This is a genomic window from Herbaspirillum frisingense, from assembly GCF_047325095.1.
Taxonomy (GTDB): Bacteria; Pseudomonadota; Gammaproteobacteria; order Burkholderiales; family Burkholderiaceae_D; genus Herbaspirillum; species Herbaspirillum frisingense.
In genome coordinates, this window is record NZ_CP168558.1 from 4,619,108 (window position 1) to 4,635,120 (window position 16,013).

Genomic DNA, 16,013 nt, shown 5'->3' on the forward strand with positions numbered 1-16,013 from the left:
GGATGAGTATTCTGCAATCTGGCGCCATCCCGCATCCAGTGTTCCAGGCGGCAAGGTGGCCGCCTGTCATAGGATCGTAGAACATGGATGGGCTTATCGCCAGCCCGAATCGCTGCCTTTGCTTCATATCTGGGGTTTCAGAGAAGAAAATCCAGGACGGGCAGGCTCAAGGTGACGAACCAGCGAACAAATGAGGAAAAAAGCGAAAACCCGCTGCGGACCAACACCGGAGCGGGTTTGCACATCGGCCGCACCTGGGCGCGGCAGAAAATTCTTAGTACAGCTTCTTCGGCAGCTGTTGGCTGCGGATGCGCTTGTAATGACGCTTCACGGCAGCAGCCAGCTTGCGCTTGCGCTCAGCGGTCGGCTTTTCGTAGAACTCGCGTGCGCGCAGTTCGGTCAGCAGACCGGTCTTCTCGATGGTGCGCTTGAAGCGACGCATTGCAACTTCGAACGGCTCGTTCTCTTTAACGCGAATAGTGGTCATGTAAATTCAAACCAAAAAGGTTAGGTTGGATAGCAAAGAAAGCGATTGTAGCAGTACTGATACCCGATTGGAAGGCCAAACGTGGCATTTTTTCCACCCCGCCAGTAAAAAACGGATAAGAATCAGTCACTTATCACAGTCAAGATGATGCTTCACCTGAAGTCAAGGGAAGCGGACGAAAAATTCCGCCCTTGCCATCTACAACGTCAGCAACCTCACCACCAACTTCGCCTCACACCGCCGAACCGGCCGCCACACCCGAGGCCCAGGCCCACTGGAAGTTGTAGCCACCCAGCCAGCCGGTGACATCGGTGGCCTCGCCGATGAAATGCAGGCCCGGCACCTTGTTGGCCATCATGGTCTGTTGTGACAGCTCGCGGGTATCGACGCCACCCAGGGTGACCTCGGCCTTGCGATAGCCTTCCGAGCCGCTGGGGACGATCACCCAGCGGTTCAGGGAGTCGCCCAGCTTCTTGAGTGCCTTGTCCGGCATGTCGGCAATGCGCGCGCCGGCATCGAAGCCATGGATCTGGAGCCAGCCCTCGGCCAGGCGGTTGGGCAGCCATTGCGCGAGCAGGTTGCCCAGGTTCTTCTTGAGCGTCCCCTTGCCCTCGATCAGTGTCTCGGCCACATCCAGTTGCGGCAGCAGGTTCAGGGTCAGCGGCGCGCCGGGCTTCCAGAAGCTGGAAATCTGCAGGATGGCCGGGCCGGACAGGCCACGGTGGGTAAACAGCAGGTCTTCCAGGAAATAACCCCGCTCCTTCTTCACCCCGGTTTCCACTTCCACCTCCAGGGCGATGCCGGCCAGCTCCACCAGCGATTGCCAGCCCTTGCCATCGAAGGTCAGCGGCACCAGCCCCGGGCGCGGTTCGATCAGCTTCAGATCGAACTGGCGGGCGATGCGGTAGGCAAAATCGGTGGCGCCGATCTTGGGAATGGACAGTCCGCCGGTGGCGATCACCAGGCTCGCCGCCTGGATCTCGCCGGCACTGGTGGCGATGCGGAACAGCTCGCCGCTCTTGCCCACCTCATGCACGGTGCAGGGCATGCGCCAGCTGACGTTGCCGGTCTCGCATTCGGCCTTGAGCATGGCGATGATGTCCTCGGCCGAATCGTCGCAGAACAGCTGGCCCTTGTGCTTTTCGTGAAAGCCGATGCGGTGGCGCTTGACCAGCCCGATGAAGTCCTGCGGGGTATAGCGCGACAGGGCGCTGCGGCAGAAATGCGGATTCTGCGAAAGATAATGCTGCGGTCCTGCGCCCACATTGGTGAAATTGCAGCGGCCGCCCCCGGAGATGCGGATCTTCTCGGCCAGCTTGCCGGCATGGTCGATCAGGACCACGCGCCGGCCACGCTGGCCGGCCACGGCGGCGCACATCATGCCGGCCGCGCCGGCGCCGATGACGGCGACATCAAAATGCTTGGGGGAATGGTGGTTCATGCTGGCTCCGGCACGCATCTCGGTGCAGCCCGAGGTCGCTTCAAAAGCCGTGATTGTCGGCGATCCCGGCCCTTGCGCACAAGAGCCAGGAAACAACGATCACAAAGACCAGGGGCCGGCATCTTGCGACACCGGCCCCCTGCCTTCTCGCCGCCGGCCCGTGTGCTCTGCAATCACCCGGGCGGGCGGACACCTCAACTCAAGCTCACCGCCTTGCGGTGGAAATCATGGATAGCGACATATCGGTTACTGGAAATACGGCGGCGGCTCCACGCCCATCCACAACTCCGAGGACAGCCGCATCATGTCATTGAGCGATCCGCGCTGGGCGAACATCTGGCGCAGCCAGTTGGCGTCCGAGAGCCGGTCATGCGCAATGCGACGCAGGCGCACGATGGTCTGCTGCTCGGCCTCGTTGGCCACGTAGGGTTCCAGCAACTGCAGCTGCTGCAGCAGATGTTCGAAGATGGGCAGCTTGCGCGACTGCGAAGGCGTGGCGCCATGCAATGCCAGCTGACCGTTCAGGCCAAAACGGCTGGCCTCGAACCGGTTGAACTGGTACAGCAGGTAGAAATCGTCACCCACCACGAAGGGCCGTTCAGTCAGGATCCAGCGTGCCAGCAACTGGGCATAGGCGCCCAGGTGCGCCGCATGCTCGATGGTCAGCGGTGTATCGCAGACGCGGATTTCCACGGTGCCGTATTCCGGCTTGGGACGGATGTCCCAGTAGAAATCCTTCATGCTGGCGATGATGCCCATCTGGTGCAATTCATCGTAGTAGGTCTCGAACTCGGCCCAGCGGGTGTGGACAGGGGCCGTGCCCGACAACGGGAAGGCGCGTACCACATTGCTGCGCGAGGAATCGAACTTGGTATCGGCCCCCTGGTAGAACGGCGACGCCGCCGAGAGCGCGATGAAATGCGGCACGTAACGCGAAAAGCCGTGCGTGAGGTACAGCGCATCGTCGCCATTCTCCACCCCGATGTGGATGTGCTGGCCGAACACCGTGAAGGTCTTGGCCAGGTAGCCGTATTTCTCGTGCAGGTAATGGAAACGCTCGCTGGGCGTGATGCGCTGTTCATTCCAGTGCTGGAAGGGATGCGCGCCACCGCCGGAGACGTCGATGTTGAGGTATTGCGCGCCCTTGTTCAAGGCAGCGCGCAGGCCCTTGAGCTCTTCGATCAGTTCATCGACGCGGGTATGGATGCCCGAATTGAGCTCGATCATGCCCTGCGTCATTTCCAGCTTGATCTGCTTTTGCAGGTCGCGCGGCTCGATCCAGTTCAGCAGATCGACCGCATCGCTGGCCAGGTTGTAGTTGCGGCGGTTGACCAGTTGCAGTTCCAGCTCGATGCCCATGGTAAAGGGCGTGGAGGAACCGAACGGCAGGATGCCGGCGCTGCCCTGCGGACCGGCCACATGGGCCTGGCTCGCAGCGGCGTCTTGTTCATTGCGGATCAGTGTCTCGGTATTCATTCGCGTCCACTCTCTCCAGATTTGATCAGGGCAAACTGTGTCGCCACCGGCCCCAGGAATTCCAGGACCACCATGCTGCCCGCCAGCAGCGGCAGCACGTTGGCCGTGGTGTGCGGGTACAGCGAAGAGACCGTCTGCATCAGGCCCACGCCGACCTCGGTCATGGGCAAGGTACCCAGCGTGAGCAGCCCGGCCTGGCGCCAGTTCATGCGTGCAAAGCGGGCGAACAGGAAGATGCCCAGCCCCATCGCCAGGAAGCGGGCAGCGATCAGGATCAGCACCGAGAAGCCCAGCAGGCCCAGGTCCGACAGCTTCATCGAGGCCCCCACGGTGACGAACAGCATCACCACGAACAGCTCATTGGCGACGCCGAATTCCAGCTCCATCAGATCGAACTGCCGATCCAGGTTCTTGGAGAGGATGGCGAAGATCAGCATGGTCAGCATCACCGGCAGGTGCAGCGCATGCGCCACACCGATGGCCAGCGCGATCACCGAGATCACCAGCACGAACTGCGAGCTGTTCTCGCGACCCAGCAGGCGTGCCAGCGGCATCATCAGCCAATAGGTCAGGTAGGCCAGGACCGCCGAGCCCACCAGCGAATACAGGGTGTGCTGGATCAGCGTGGCCACGGGTGTGCCGGCCTCGTGCGCAATCACCGGCAAGAGCGCATAGGCGGCCAGCACGGCGACGAAGTTGTTCAAGGCCGTCATGGCGGCGAGGCGGCGCGTGACCTGGCCTTCGGCCTTGAGGTCGCGCAATACCACCAGCACCACGGCCGGAGCCGTAGCGATGGCCATCACGCCACCCAGCAGCGCCATCACCGAATCGGTACCGAACCAGGTCAGCGCAATGCTGACGAAGCCGAAGCACAGCACCGCCGACACGGCCACGGTGATCATCAGCCACTTCTCGCGACGCAGCCAGCCGATATCGACATAGCGACCCAGCTGATACACCACCAGTGCCACGGCGATGTCGGCAAAGATGTTGGTGACCTTGAGCACTTCGCCCGAAAGCAGGTTGAAGCCGCCCGCACCGAGCAGGAAACCGACCAGCAGATAACCCGTGATGCGTGGCACCCATGGGGACTTGGAAACTACGTAGCCCGCGATCAGCCCGAACAGCAACAGACCGCCGAATACCAGCAAGGCATTCCATTGCAGCGTCTGTGCGAGGGTGAAAGACGGAAGAGCCCACTCCATATCTCCTCCTGTAGAACGATTAGGTTGTTGGAACCGCGCCCGATGCGGGGACCGGACGGGGACCATGCGTAGATCGCATGAGCGTGCAAGCGTGCGAGCGTGGATAGCCGGATCGGCCTGGCGATGCATGACTACCCGATGCGATCGGTCCCGGATTGATCAACGCGGATTTACTAACAAAACCACGTTGCCAACAATCACGGAGCACCGAAGATATCACTCTTGCCCTCTGCGATGATCTTTTTTATCTTACAACGGAAAATTTAAACTTCCTGATTTGATGTTTATTGAATTTCTGGAACTTATCCGAAGCGCATGGAGTAGATGACGGTAGTTGGGGGAGCCTCAATGTTCCACCAGCGTGCCATCGGCGGTAATCAGCGCAGACCTGATTCGCATGTCAGAAAAGACCGACACGAGCGCGTTGCGATAGCGCGCCAGCTGTGCGGCGTAATCGGCGCGTTCGCTATCGAGCAGGCGCCGCTTGTAGTCGAGCACCCAGACTTCATCCTCGAACATCACGACCCGGTCCAGGCGCATCACGCCGCTGGTGGAAACGATCTCCATCTCGTTGCGCGCCCAGCGGTGCAGGGCCGGATTGAAGAAGCGTTCCAGTTGCGGCTGCGCCAGCATCTGGCGCGCCTGCGCATGCACCACCTGCGCCATCTCCGCCGACACGCCCAGCCAGCGCACCAGCACCGGTGGCGCGGGCAGCGCCAAGGGCCAGGCCTGGGCATGGGTCAGGCGTTCCAGCAGCGCGTGCAGGGCCACGCCTTCATCGATGGCTTCGCTGGCGACCAGGGTGCCGTCTTCGGCAACGCCGGTCGGCGTTTCGGCCTCGCCAGCGCCAGAGCCAGAGCCAGTGCCCGCACCGAACAGCGACAACGGGACCGGCCGCGGCTCGAACAGCGACAGCTCGAAGCGCTCTTCCAGCGCTGCCGCCTGCGCGCCCTGCACCGCCTCCTCGCTGATCTCGCGCACCGGGGCATCGCTGGCGAAGAGGCGCTCGTACCAGCTGCCGGCCACCACACCGCCCTCCCCTGCGCCACGGGTGCCGGCCACGCCTGACACCAACAGCAATTGCTTGGCGCGGGTGACGGCGACGTAGAGCAGGTTCCAGTCCTCCTGCTGACGCAGGGCATCCTCTTCGTCGAACAGGCGCTGGCGGGCCACGCCACGTTCACTGCGTCGACCGAAGGCGGAGAAATGCGTCGGCGCATCCCGGTCCTGCGGCCATTCGCAGATGATGCCCAGATTGTCTTCCACCGATTCGCTGTGATTGGCATCCAGGATCGCCACCACCGGCGCCTCCAGCCCCTTGGCGCTGTGTACGGTGAGGATGCGCACGGCATCGGCGCTGGCATCCACGCTGGCCTCATCGGGCGCATCGCCACCGGCACTGCGCTGCAACACGCGCAGCGCGTCGATGAACTTGGGCAGGCTGGGATAACGTCCGGCATCCATGTTCAGCGACAGCTCCACGAAGGCGGCGATATTGCCCAGGGTCTGGCTGCGCGTCAGCGGCGAGGCGTACTGGGCATAGCGCGCGACCAGGTCGCCCTGGTGCAGGATCATGTCCAGCAGATCATGCACCGGCAGGTGCGGTGCCGCCTGCAGCCAGCGTTGCAGCATGCCCGCTGCGCGCACCAGCGCGGCCGAGGCCACACCTTCCTGCTGCATGGCCAGCATGTGCTGCCACCAGTGGCCGCCATCGGCCAGTGCGGCACGGCGGGCGATCTGTACCAGATCGTCGTCGGCCGCGCCGATGATGGGACTCTTGAGGACGTGCGCCAGCGCCCGCGTGTCGTTGGGGGTGATGAGGAAGGTCAGCAGCGCGATCAGGTCGGCGATCTCCAGCGACTCCAGCAGACCGCCGCGCTTGTCCGAGATGAAGGGGATGCCGGCTGCGCGCAAGGCACTTTCATAGGCCGCCAGGTGGCTGCGCTTGCGCACCAGCAGCATGATGTCGCTCCAGCGCATGGGCCGGGTCGACTTGCCCTCCACCACCGGCACCTCGCGGCTGGCCTTGAGCAGCGCCTGCGCCAGCGCCTGCCCCTCCAGCAGGCGACGGGCATCGTCTTCCTCGCCGCGTGCCGTGGTCAGTGGATTGCGCCAGGCGATCACGGGTGCCGGGTCACTGGCGTCGGCGTCCTCGTCGTTGACGTTTTCTGCACCTTCCTCCTGCCGCACCAACGGCAGGCGCCACACCTCGCCTCCCTCCAGGCCCAGCGTGGTCTGCTGGGCGAACAGCGGATTGCCGCCGCGCACGAATGAGCGATTGAGCACCTCGACCACGGCACTGGCATTGCGCCGCGTCTGGTTGGCGCGCAGCACCGCCGCGCCCTGCGCACGCAACAGGTCACGCGCCGCCACGAACACCCGGGGCTCGGCGCGCCGGAAGCGATAGATCGATTGCTTGGGGTCCCCCACCACGAACACGCTCGGTTGCGCCGTATCGCCGCCATAGGCACGCAGCCAGGAACGCACGATGCTCCATTGCAGCGGGTTGGTGTCCTGGAATTCGTCCAGCAGGATGTGCTTGTAGCGCGCATCCAGCCGGGTCTGCAGGTAGGCGGCACTGGCCTCGTCATTGAGCAGGCGATAGGCCTGCCATTCGAGGTCGGCGAAGTCCAGCACGCGCTGTTCCGATTTCACTTCCTGATAGCTGTCGAGATAGGCGCGGCCGGCGATGAAGAGGGCGCGGTTGAGCTGCAGCACCTGTTTTTCCTTGCTGCGTCCCTGCAACTTGCGCAACTCGGTGCCGACGGCATTGAATTCGCTGTCGAAGGCCTCCAGCGCAGCATCCTCGCTCACCTGGAAATGCTGCACCACTGCCGCCAGCAGGGATTTCACCTTGCCGTTCTTGCGCGGCTTGTCCTTGTCGTCGAAGAACTGGCTGTACAGCGCGTCGAAGTGCGCCAGCGCCGGCCCGGCGGTCAACGCCGATTCGATGGCCACGGCGCGGGTCTTGTTGGCGGCGCCACCCTGTCCCAGCAGGATGGCGATGCGACTGGCGCGTTCCACCAGGGCAGCGTCGTCCCACAACGACAGTCGCGCGTCGCGCAGCGCATCCTCGCCGCACAGGGCTTGCAGCCACAGCAGCGGGGTCGGCGTATCAATCTCTTCACTGTCGTCGCCATCGTGCTGGGTCGCGGCCCACCATTCGGCACGCTTGTCGATGAAGGCGTCCAGCAACTGGCGGGCATTGAAGTCGCCGGCCAGTTCATACAGTTCCAGCAAGGCAGCCTTGATGCGCTCACCCTCGGGGTTGCGCAGCTTCTGCATGAAGCGGCGATAGGCCTCGTCCAGCAGCTCGCCATTCTTCTCGGTCAGGGTATAGCCATGCGGCACGCCCGAGGCCAGCGGTGCGATCTGCAGCAGGCGTGCAAACCAGCTATGGAAGGTATCGATGGACAGGCTCTGTTCGGACGACAGGATGCGCTCATACAGGCCGCGCGCCACCGGCAGCAACCGCGGCAGATCGGCCTCGGCCACGCCGCGCTCGCGCAACAGTGCAGCGGCCCCGGCCTCATCGGCCAGCGCCAGTTCATGCAAGAGCTCCATCAGGCGCTCGCGCATTTCCTGCGCGGCCTTGCGGGTGAAGGTGATAGCCAGCAGTTCAGGCGCCTGGGCGCCCGAGAGCAACAGGCGCAGCATGCGTGCCACCAGCAGCCAGGTCTTGCCGCTGCCGGCGCAGGCTTCCACCACCACCGAGTGGCGCGGATCGCAGGCGGCGCGGGTGAACTGGGCGGCCTCGACGGCCCTGCCGTCGATCTCATAGGCCGCCGGTGCGGGCCTGCCGAGCTCACCGGCGCTCACAGCCAGGCTCCCTTGCGGCAGAGGCCGCGCATATCGCAGTACTGGCATACCGATTCGATGCCATTGGCCGGTAGCGGCGCGCCCTGCGCTACCTGATGCAGGGTGGTGGTGATCTGTTGCTTGAGCATGTCTTGCTTGCGGAGGAAATCAGGGGCGGCGGCGTCGCCGGTCTTCTTGTCGCTGCCCAGTTCGAGGGCCACGTAATGGGCGTGTTCTATTGCGCCGCCGGCCAGCAGGCCATAGAAGGCCAGTTGATGATCATCCTCTTCCTTGACCTTCTGCCTGAGGCTGGCGACGCTGCGAGTCTTGTAGTCCAGCAGGGCGCGCTCGCCCTGCGCATTCTGATCCACCCGATCCAGGCGACCATGCAGTTCGATGCCGCCATCCTGCCAGGACAGCGCTTGCGACTGCGACTGCTCACCGAAAACGAACTGCCAGCCATCGGCCTCGCGTTCATTGGCCCAGAGCAGGTAGGCCGGCATCACCTTCTGCCAGCGGGCGTGGAAGGCCAGTGCCGCAGGGTGACGCTGCATTTCGCGCTGGAACACCTCTTCCGAGATGCCGGCCAGCAGAGCGGGACGTGCCGCCAGCGGCGTGGCCTGCTCACGCAGGTGGGCGTGGTAGCGATGCAGGATTTCATGCAGCCAGCTGCCGTAGTCGCGTTTTTCGGGCAGGTCGGAGAGCTCGTCCATCACGGCCACGCGCAACATGCGCGTGGCGAAGAACTGATAGGGGCAGGCCAGGAAACTGCCGAAGCCACTGGCCGACAGGCTGGACGGCAACAGCTCCGGCGCGCTGGGTGCCGGCATGGAGGAGCGCTGCGCCTGCAGCTTGCGCAGCGGCGCCTGCCAATGCACATTGCGCAACGGCGCCATGCCCTGCTGCGCCAGCTTCAGTTCCAGGCGCTGTATCCAGGGGCTGACCGGGTTGGGTTCGCCGTCCTGATGGGTCTGCCAGCACAGCACCACCTCGGGGTTCACGCACAGCAGTTCGGTCAGGTCGCGCAGTTGCTGGCGCTGGCGTTCGGCGCGCGTGACCAGGTTCAGTTCGCGCCGCACGGCATTGGAAAAGAACAGCGTTTCCTGCGGTGGCGATGGCAGGTGTGCGGCATCGGCACCGATCACCAGTACCGCGTCGAAACGACGCAGGCGGGCGCCATTGAGCGGCAGCATCACCACCCGCCGGTCCTTGATGGGCGGCATGTAGGAAGTGGCATCGAGGCGCAGGTTCAGCAGTGCACGCCACTCGGCAAAGGAGAAACTGTCTTCCAGGCCACCTTGCCCGGCGGCGATGTCGTCCAGCATCAGGAGGCATTGTTCGCCCGCGCCATCGTCGCGCAGTGCGTTCTCCATGCCCAGGGCCTGACACAGGGCGCGCTGGGTGTCACACCATTGCGCCAGGGTCTTGCGACCGCCGAAACGGGCGGCCTGGCGGGCGAGCAAGGTGATGCAGGCGAGGTCGGCGCCATCCTCTGCCTGCGCGAAGGCCGATTGCAGGGCTTGCCAGTCACCGGCGATATTGGCACGACGCAGGCGGGCTTCGATGCGCATGACGCGGTCGGCGCGGTCCGGGTCATCGGGAAAGACGAAGGGCGACTTCAGCAGGTCCAGCAGAGCATTGGTCTCGCCACGGGCCGACACCAGATCGTTCCAGGCAGCCAGCGCAGCGGCGGCGCGGGTGGTGGAGAGCTTCCAGCCGGTCTCGTCGGCCACGGCCACTTCGGCGCGTTCCAGCAGGGCCCGCAGACGGCGCGCGGTGACCCGGTCCTGGGCGACGATGGCAATCTCGCCCTTGCCCTGCTCCAGCCAGCGCAGCACGATCTGTGCGCTCTGCACGGCCGCGCTCTCCAGGTCCGGCGCCGGACAGAGCAGCGGGAGCGACAGCGCGGGAGCGTTGGCCGGGACCGGGACCGGGTCCGGGTCCGGCAGGGAGGCCGGTTCGAGGAAGGCCGGCGGTACGCCTTCATCCCCGGCCACCAGTTCTTCCCATGCCGCCAGATAGACCGGATGCAATGGCGCGATGGCCTGGCGGCTCCAGTCGAGGGTGACGATGCGTACCGGCTGATGCCTGCCATAGGTGGCCAGAAAGGCTGCGTCCAGCGGTTCCGGGGCAGTGGGGCTGACCCACACCAGCGGCAGGCTGGCGCGTTCGCCCAAGGCCAGCATGGCGTCAAAGCGCTGCACGATGCGGTCGTTGGCATCCAGCTGGGTCTTCCAGACCTGCCACACCAGCGCGGCCTCGTCGGACAACATGCCATGCGCCGACGGCGCCAGCGGTTCCAGTAGTTGGGCCAGGGCCTGCGCCCAGCGGCCGACAGCGGCCTGCTCACCCTCGGCGCTGGCACGGATCTCGGGCAAGAGCGCCAGCGTCAGCTCGTCCGACAACGCCAGCAGGGTGTGTGCCAAGGGCAGGAGATCGGCATTGCGACGCGCGGAAAACATCTTCTTCAACCAGCCGTGCTCGCGCAACTGGGCGTAGAGCTGCATCAGGCGTTCGCTCTCGGACGGCGGTGCGCTCTCGCCCGGGACCTGCATGGCCAGCAAGCCCGAGAGGGTATTGATGCGCGGTGCGATGAAGGGCCGGCGCAGTTCGCGCGCCAGCGCGGCCTTGAAGTTCTGCGCGTGGGAGAACGCCGGCACCATCAACTGCACACCCGAGAAATCCAGCGCTGCGGCCGCCTGCGTCTCGCTGTGCAGGGCCTGGCCCAGTGGCTGGCCTTCGCGCAGCAACAGACGCACGGCCTGTTGCCAGAAGTCGGGAGTGGGAGCGATCGGGACGGTGGCTGACAGCATGCGTTCTCGGGATTGAATCAGGGCGATTGAGGAAACCAGGGCGCCAGGTCAGGCCACATCGGGCGAGCACGAGGCGCCTTCCAAGGCTGGCGGCGATTGTATTTTTCTCTCGAAGCAAGAGATATTTTCAATCGCAGTGCGCCCCGGACTGCTGCGCATTGTATGCCAGCAGGTCCTGGCGCTTGCGCATTTTTTGCCGGCAGATCGCCTGCAAAGCCGCGTCGGCACTCGTCGGCCAGCCTGCAGCCGGCGTGAGGACGAGACACAACAAGCCCGGGCCGCTGCGTCTACACATTCCCTCAAAATGGGTTATGATTGTTCCTGTACCCCGCCGCTTACCCCTGCCGCGCTTCAAATACAACTAGAATCGGCGCGCAACGACTCCACGTAGACCAAGCAACTCCGGAAGCGTTGATGGCTCACGCCAGGCATGATGGTATGTGTCCACCGGCGCTAATTGACTACTTACTAGACCTCCCTCATACCGAGGAAATGCCATGAGCGAACATATCAAACATATTACCGACGCCTCCTTCGAAGCTGACGTGCTGAAGTCCGACAAGCCCGTGCTGGTTGATTTCTGGGCCGAATGGTGCGGTCCCTGCAAGGCCATCGCCCCGATCCTGGAAGAAGTCGCCAAGGAATACGACGGCAAGCTGCAGATCGCCAAGCTGGATGTGGATTCCAACCAGGCCATTCCGGCCAAGTTCGGCATCCGCGGCATTCCGACCCTGATCCTGTTCAAGAACGGTGCAGCCGCAGCCCAGAAGGTCGGCGCACTGGCCAAGGGCCAGCTGGTTTCGTTCATCGACAGCAACATCTGATGTAATATCCGACGGCGGCGCGCTCGCGCTGCCGTCTGTCCGGCACAACAGGCCGGGCTTGACCCCAGACTCACACCACGCAATTCCCTCCCCCACCTTTACTTATCCCGTCCCGGGACACTCATATGCACTTATCAGAACTAAAAGCGATGCACGTCTCTGCCTTGCTGGAAATGGCAATCAGCCTGGACATCGAGAACGCTGCGCGCCTGCGCAAACAGGAGTTGATGTTTGCCATCCTGAAGAAGCGCGCAAAATCAGGAGAACAGATTTTTGGCGATGGCGCCCTGGAAGTGCTGCCTGACGGCTTCGGCTTCCTGCGCTCGCCCGACGCCAGCTACATGGCGTCCACCGACGACATCTATATCTCGCCTTCGCAGATCCGCCGTTTCAACCTGCACACCGGCGACTCCATCGAAGGTGAAGTGCGCACGCCCAAGGACGGCGAGCGCTATTTCGCCCTGGTCAAGGTCGACAAGGTCAACGGCGAACCGCCGGAAGCCTCCAAGCACCGCATCCTGTTCGAAAACCTCACCCCGCTGCACCCCAACAAGCTGCTGCAGCTTGAGCGCGAGATGCGCGGCGAGGAAAACATCACCGGCCGCATCATCGACCTGATCGCCCCGGTCGGTCGCGGCCAGCGCGGCCTGCTGGTGGCCTCGCCCAAGTCGGGCAAGTCGGTGATGCTGCAACACATCGCCCACGCCATCACCACCAATCATCCGGACACCGTGATGATCGTGCTGCTGATCGACGAACGCCCGGAAGAAGTGACCGAAATGCAGCGCTCGGTGCGTGGCGAAGTGGTCGCCTCCACCTTCGACGAACCGGCCACGCGTCACGTGCAGGTCGCCGAAATGGTGCTGGAAAAGGCCAAGCGCCTGGTCGAAATGAAGAAGGACGTGGTCATCCTGCTGGACTCGATCACCCGCCTGGCACGCGCCTACAACACCGTCATCCCGGCCTCCGGCAAGGTGCTCACCGGCGGTGTGGACGCCAACGCCCTGCAGCGCCCGAAGCGTTTCTTCGGCGCGGCGCGCAATGTGGAAGAAGGCGGCTCGCTGACCATCATCGCCACCGCCCTGATCGAAACCGGCTCGCGCATGGATGACGTGATCTTTGAAGAATTCAAGGGTACCGGCAACATGGAAGTCCACCTGGAGCGTCGCCTGGCCGAGAAGCGCGTCTACCCCGCCATCAACCTCTCCAAGTCCGGCACCCGCCGTGAAGAGCTGCTGATCAAGCCCGACCAGCTGCAGAAGATCTGGGTGCTGCGCAAGCTGATGTACGACATGGACGAGATCGAGGCGATGGAATTCATCCTCGACAAGATGAAGTCCACCAAGAACAACGCCGAGTTCTTCGACATGATGCGTCGCGGCAACTAAGCGTATGACTGCATCATCCGGTCATCCACCGGTGAAACGGCATGCCTGCTTGCAGACATGCCGTTTTTCATTGCATCAGGAGCAATACCATCGCAATACGATCCGCGTCCATGAACCCGAAAAACCACGCCCGGACTGGCCAGAGCATTGCGCACCTTGCCCCAAGCTCCTGATTTGATTGTATAATTTCGGACTTTTCCAAACCGGCAAGTGATCATCAATCGGGTCAAGAAGCAGGGCGACCGACGAAGTGGCGATTGGCTACCAAACTACTCTTGAGGCAATCATGAAAGAAGGCATCCACCCGGATTACCGCGAAGTCCTGTTCCACGACGTGTCGAACGACTTCAAGTTCATCACCCGCTCCACCATCGGCACCCGCGAAACCGCTGAGTTCGAAGGCAAGCAATATCCCCTGGTGAAGATCGAAGTTTCGGCTGAATCGCACCCGTTCTACACCGGCAAGCACAAGATCGTCGACACCGCTGGCCGCGTCGAGAAGTTCCGCCAGAAGTTCGGTTCCGTCGGTTCGAAGACTGCTGTCTCGAAGGCGTAATCAGTACTTCCCTCAGAAAAGGCAGCTCCGGCTGCCTTTTTTGTTTTGCATGGTCGTGGTGCCGGCACGATGCAATGGGCGAATTCCACGCCACAGCACCACAGCAACAGAGCAACACCGCATGCACCAGGATGTAGCAGTCAGAAACAACTATTTACTGTGATTTCCTGCACAATAGGGCCTGCAAAAAATATCCGCCGCCCCATGCAGCGGCGAGCGCACAGCCAAGGCCTGTGCCCCACCCCAATATCGCAGTACAGAACAAGAGCAACAACATCTTGATGAAGCCCGTCCGTCTTCCAGCAGCAGCCACCCATGCGCTTCCGCGCATGGCACTGCTTGCGCTCGCCCTCCTGTATATCCTGCCCGGCCTGATCGGCCGCGACCCCTGGAAGAACGAGGATGCCACCAGCTTCGGCATCATGTGGACCATGGCGCACGGTGTGCTGGCCGACTGGCTCACGCCGAATGTGGCCGGCCTGCCGCTACCGGCGGAAAGTCCACTGGCCTACTGGTTCGGGGCGATCTGCATCAAGCTGTTCGGCTGGCTGCTCGGTGACCCGCTGGCGGCGCGCATTTCCACCATCGGCTGCTTCCTGGTCGGTTCTCTCTCGATCTGGTACACCACCTACCTGTTGGGCCGTCGGCCCGAGGCACAGCCGCTGAAACTGGCCTTCGGTGGCCAGCCCGAACCCAAGGACTTCGGCCGCACGCTGGCCGATGGCGCCTTCCTGATCTATCTGGGTTTCCTCGGCCTGCTGTTGCATAGCCACGAAACCAGCCCCAAGACCCTGCAGATCGCGCTGGTGGCCTACGCCATGTACGGCGCAGCCCGCGTGTTCGATGCCGGCAAGCTGCGCCACGCCTTCTGGCTGGGCCTGGCGCTGGGCATGCTGGTGCTGACCTATGGCTGGCTGCTGCCGGCCGGCGTGCTGATCGCGCTGCTGGTGCTGGCGCTGGTTCGCAAGGATGGCCGCGCACTGCGCCTGGCGGCACTGGTATCGCTGCCGCTGGCCCTGCTCATCAGCGCTGCCTGGGTATTGGCGCTGCGCCGGCTCATCGGCGACGACGCTGCCGGCCAGTTCGATCTCTGGATGAGCTGGAACATCTACCAGTTGAATCGCCCCACCCTGGCCACCCTCGCCTTCCTGGGCAAGTACGGTGTCTGGTTCGCCTGGCCGGCCTGGCCCTTCGCCGGCTGGGCGCTGTATGCCTGGCGCCGCCAGCTGGGTTCGCTGCACATCGCGCTGCCGCTGGCCTTCCTGATCCCGATCACGCTGCTGGTGCTGATGAACGTGCATCACGAAGAAGGCATGTTGCTGCCGCTGCTGCCGGCGCTGGCCATCCTGGCCGCCTTCGGCCTGCCGACCATGAAGCGTGGCGCCATCAATGCGGTGGACTGGTTCTCGGTGATGACGCTGACCACCTCGGCCGCCTTCATCTGGATCGGCTGGATCGCCAAGGAAACCGGCTGGCCGGCGCAGATCGCGCGCAATGCCTACAAGCTGGCGCCTGGCTTCAAACCCGGCTTCGCCTGGATCTCGTTGGCCATCGCCATCGCCGCCACCATCGCCTGGATCGTGGTGGTGCACTGGCGCATCTCGCGCCGCCCCTCGGTACTGTGGCGTGCCGTCGTGCTGTCTTCGGGCGGGGTGATCCTGTGCTGGGTGCTGCTGATGACGCTGTGGCTGCCCTGGGTCAACTATGGCAAGAGCTATGCGGGCGTGGCCGAGCAGATCGAATCCAGGCTGGGCTCGGTCAAGCAATGCGTGCAGACCAATGTCGGCCCGGCGCAGCGCGCCTCCTTCGCCTACTTCGGCAACGTGCGCTTCGCCGACGAACGTGACCAGAGCTGTGATTACCTGCTGCTGCAGGATGACATCAGCAATCAGGATGCCTCACTCATGCTGCGCCAGTACCCCGGGTCCTGGCGCATGGTGTGGGAAGGTCGCCGCCCGTCGGACCGCGATGAACGCTTCCGTCTCTATCGTCGTGCCAGTCGCTGAAGACGGGCCTGCTACTGCT

The 16,013-nt window shown here is 63.5% G+C and carries 10 protein-coding genes; 4 read left to right on the forward strand and 6 right to left on the reverse strand.

The annotated features are described in order from the left end of the window. Window positions 1-274: 274 nt before the first annotated feature. The 6 genes from rpsU to ACEOAC_RS21175 all read right to left on the reverse strand — a co-directional run bounded on the left by rpsU (window position 275) and on the right by ACEOAC_RS21175 (window position 11,220). Entirely contained in the window at window positions 275-487 is a 213-nt protein-coding gene (gene rpsU / locus ACEOAC_RS21150; RefSeq protein ID WP_006462949.1) for a 30S ribosomal protein S21, read from the reverse strand. 232 nt (window positions 488-719) lie between these two features. Further along, window positions 720-1,928 carry an NAD(P)/FAD-dependent oxidoreductase gene (locus ACEOAC_RS21155; RefSeq protein ID WP_006462948.1) on the reverse strand — a complete coding sequence of 403 codons (1,209 nt, stop codon included), beginning with the start codon at window positions 1,926-1,928 and terminating at the stop codon, window positions 720-722. 246 nt (window positions 1,929-2,174) lie between these two features. Continuing rightward, a complete protein-coding gene (locus ACEOAC_RS21160) occupies window positions 2,175-3,404 on the reverse strand; it encodes a YbdK family carboxylate-amine ligase (RefSeq protein WP_413445103.1) in 1,230 nt (409 codons plus the stop codon). Then, the gene (locus ACEOAC_RS21165; RefSeq protein ID WP_006462946.1) at window positions 3,401-4,609 is read right to left on the reverse strand and encodes a cation:proton antiporter; all 1,209 of its coding nucleotides are present in this window, start codon (window positions 4,607-4,609) and stop codon (window positions 3,401-3,403) included. Before ACEOAC_RS21165 ends, ACEOAC_RS21160 begins: the two co-directional genes overlap by 4 nt. Window positions 4,610-4,954: 345 nt before the next feature. Beyond that, a complete protein-coding gene (locus ACEOAC_RS21170; RefSeq protein WP_413628571.1) occupies window positions 4,955-8,476 on the reverse strand; it encodes a UvrD-helicase domain-containing protein in 3,522 nt (1,173 codons plus the stop codon). After that, window positions 8,425-11,220, reverse strand: coding sequence for a PD-(D/E)XK nuclease family protein (locus tag ACEOAC_RS21175; RefSeq protein ID WP_413444198.1), 2,796 nt, complete (start codon window positions 11,218-11,220; stop codon window positions 8,425-8,427). Before ACEOAC_RS21175 ends, ACEOAC_RS21170 begins: the two co-directional genes overlap by 52 nt. A 497-nt stretch (window positions 11,221-11,717) precedes the next feature. Between ACEOAC_RS21175 and trxA the strand changes: the two genes are divergently transcribed. The 4 genes from trxA to ACEOAC_RS21195 all read left to right on the forward strand — a co-directional run bounded on the left by trxA (window position 11,718) and on the right by ACEOAC_RS21195 (window position 15,994). Beyond that, entirely contained in the window at window positions 11,718-12,044 is a 327-nt protein-coding gene (gene trxA / locus ACEOAC_RS21180; protein WP_006462943.1) for a thioredoxin TrxA, read from the forward strand. 125 nt (window positions 12,045-12,169) lie between these two features. Beyond that, on the forward strand, window positions 12,170-13,432 hold the full coding sequence (gene rho / locus ACEOAC_RS21185) for a transcription termination factor Rho (RefSeq protein WP_006462942.1): 1,263 nt from the start codon (window positions 12,170-12,172) through the stop codon (window positions 13,430-13,432). Window positions 13,433-13,718: 286 nt separating this feature from the next. Then, on the forward strand, window positions 13,719-13,988 hold the full coding sequence (locus ACEOAC_RS21190) for a type B 50S ribosomal protein L31 (RefSeq protein WP_006462941.1): 270 nt from the start codon (window positions 13,719-13,721) through the stop codon (window positions 13,986-13,988). 281 nt (window positions 13,989-14,269) lie between these two features. Next, window positions 14,270-15,994, forward strand: coding sequence for an ArnT family glycosyltransferase (locus ACEOAC_RS21195; protein ID WP_413444199.1), 1,725 nt, complete (start codon window positions 14,270-14,272; stop codon window positions 15,992-15,994). Window positions 15,995-16,013: the final 19 nt, after the last annotated feature.

What these genes read in the sequence shown, in the direction of transcription:
- rpsU (WP_006462949.1), bottom strand. Translation starts at nt 487, where the DNA reads ATGACCACTATTCGCGTTAAAGAGAACGAGCCGTTCGAAGTTGCAATG.
- ACEOAC_RS21155 (WP_006462948.1), bottom strand. Translation starts at nt 1,928, where the DNA reads ATGAACCACCATTCCCCCAAGCATTTTGATGTCGCCGTCATCGGCGCC.
- ACEOAC_RS21160 (WP_413445103.1), bottom strand. Translation starts at nt 3,404, where the DNA reads ATGAATACCGAGACACTGATCCGCAATGAACAAGACGCCGCTGCGAGC.
- ACEOAC_RS21165 (WP_006462946.1), bottom strand. Translation starts at nt 4,609, where the DNA reads ATGGAGTGGGCTCTTCCGTCTTTCACCCTCGCACAGACGCTGCAATGG.
- ACEOAC_RS21170 (WP_413628571.1), bottom strand. Translation starts at nt 8,476, where the DNA reads ATGCCAGTACTGCGATATGCGCGGCCTCTGCCGCAAGGGAGCCTGGCT.
- ACEOAC_RS21175 (WP_413444198.1), bottom strand. Translation starts at nt 11,220, where the DNA reads ATGCTGTCAGCCACCGTCCCGATCGCTCCCACTCCCGACTTCTGGCAA.
- trxA (WP_006462943.1), top strand. Translation starts at nt 11,718, where the DNA reads ATGAGCGAACATATCAAACATATTACCGACGCCTCCTTCGAAGCTGAC.
- rho (WP_006462942.1), top strand. Translation starts at nt 12,170, where the DNA reads ATGCACTTATCAGAACTAAAAGCGATGCACGTCTCTGCCTTGCTGGAA.
- ACEOAC_RS21190 (WP_006462941.1), top strand. Translation starts at nt 13,719, where the DNA reads ATGAAAGAAGGCATCCACCCGGATTACCGCGAAGTCCTGTTCCACGAC.
- ACEOAC_RS21195 (WP_413444199.1), top strand. Translation starts at nt 14,270, where the DNA reads ATGAAGCCCGTCCGTCTTCCAGCAGCAGCCACCCATGCGCTTCCGCGC.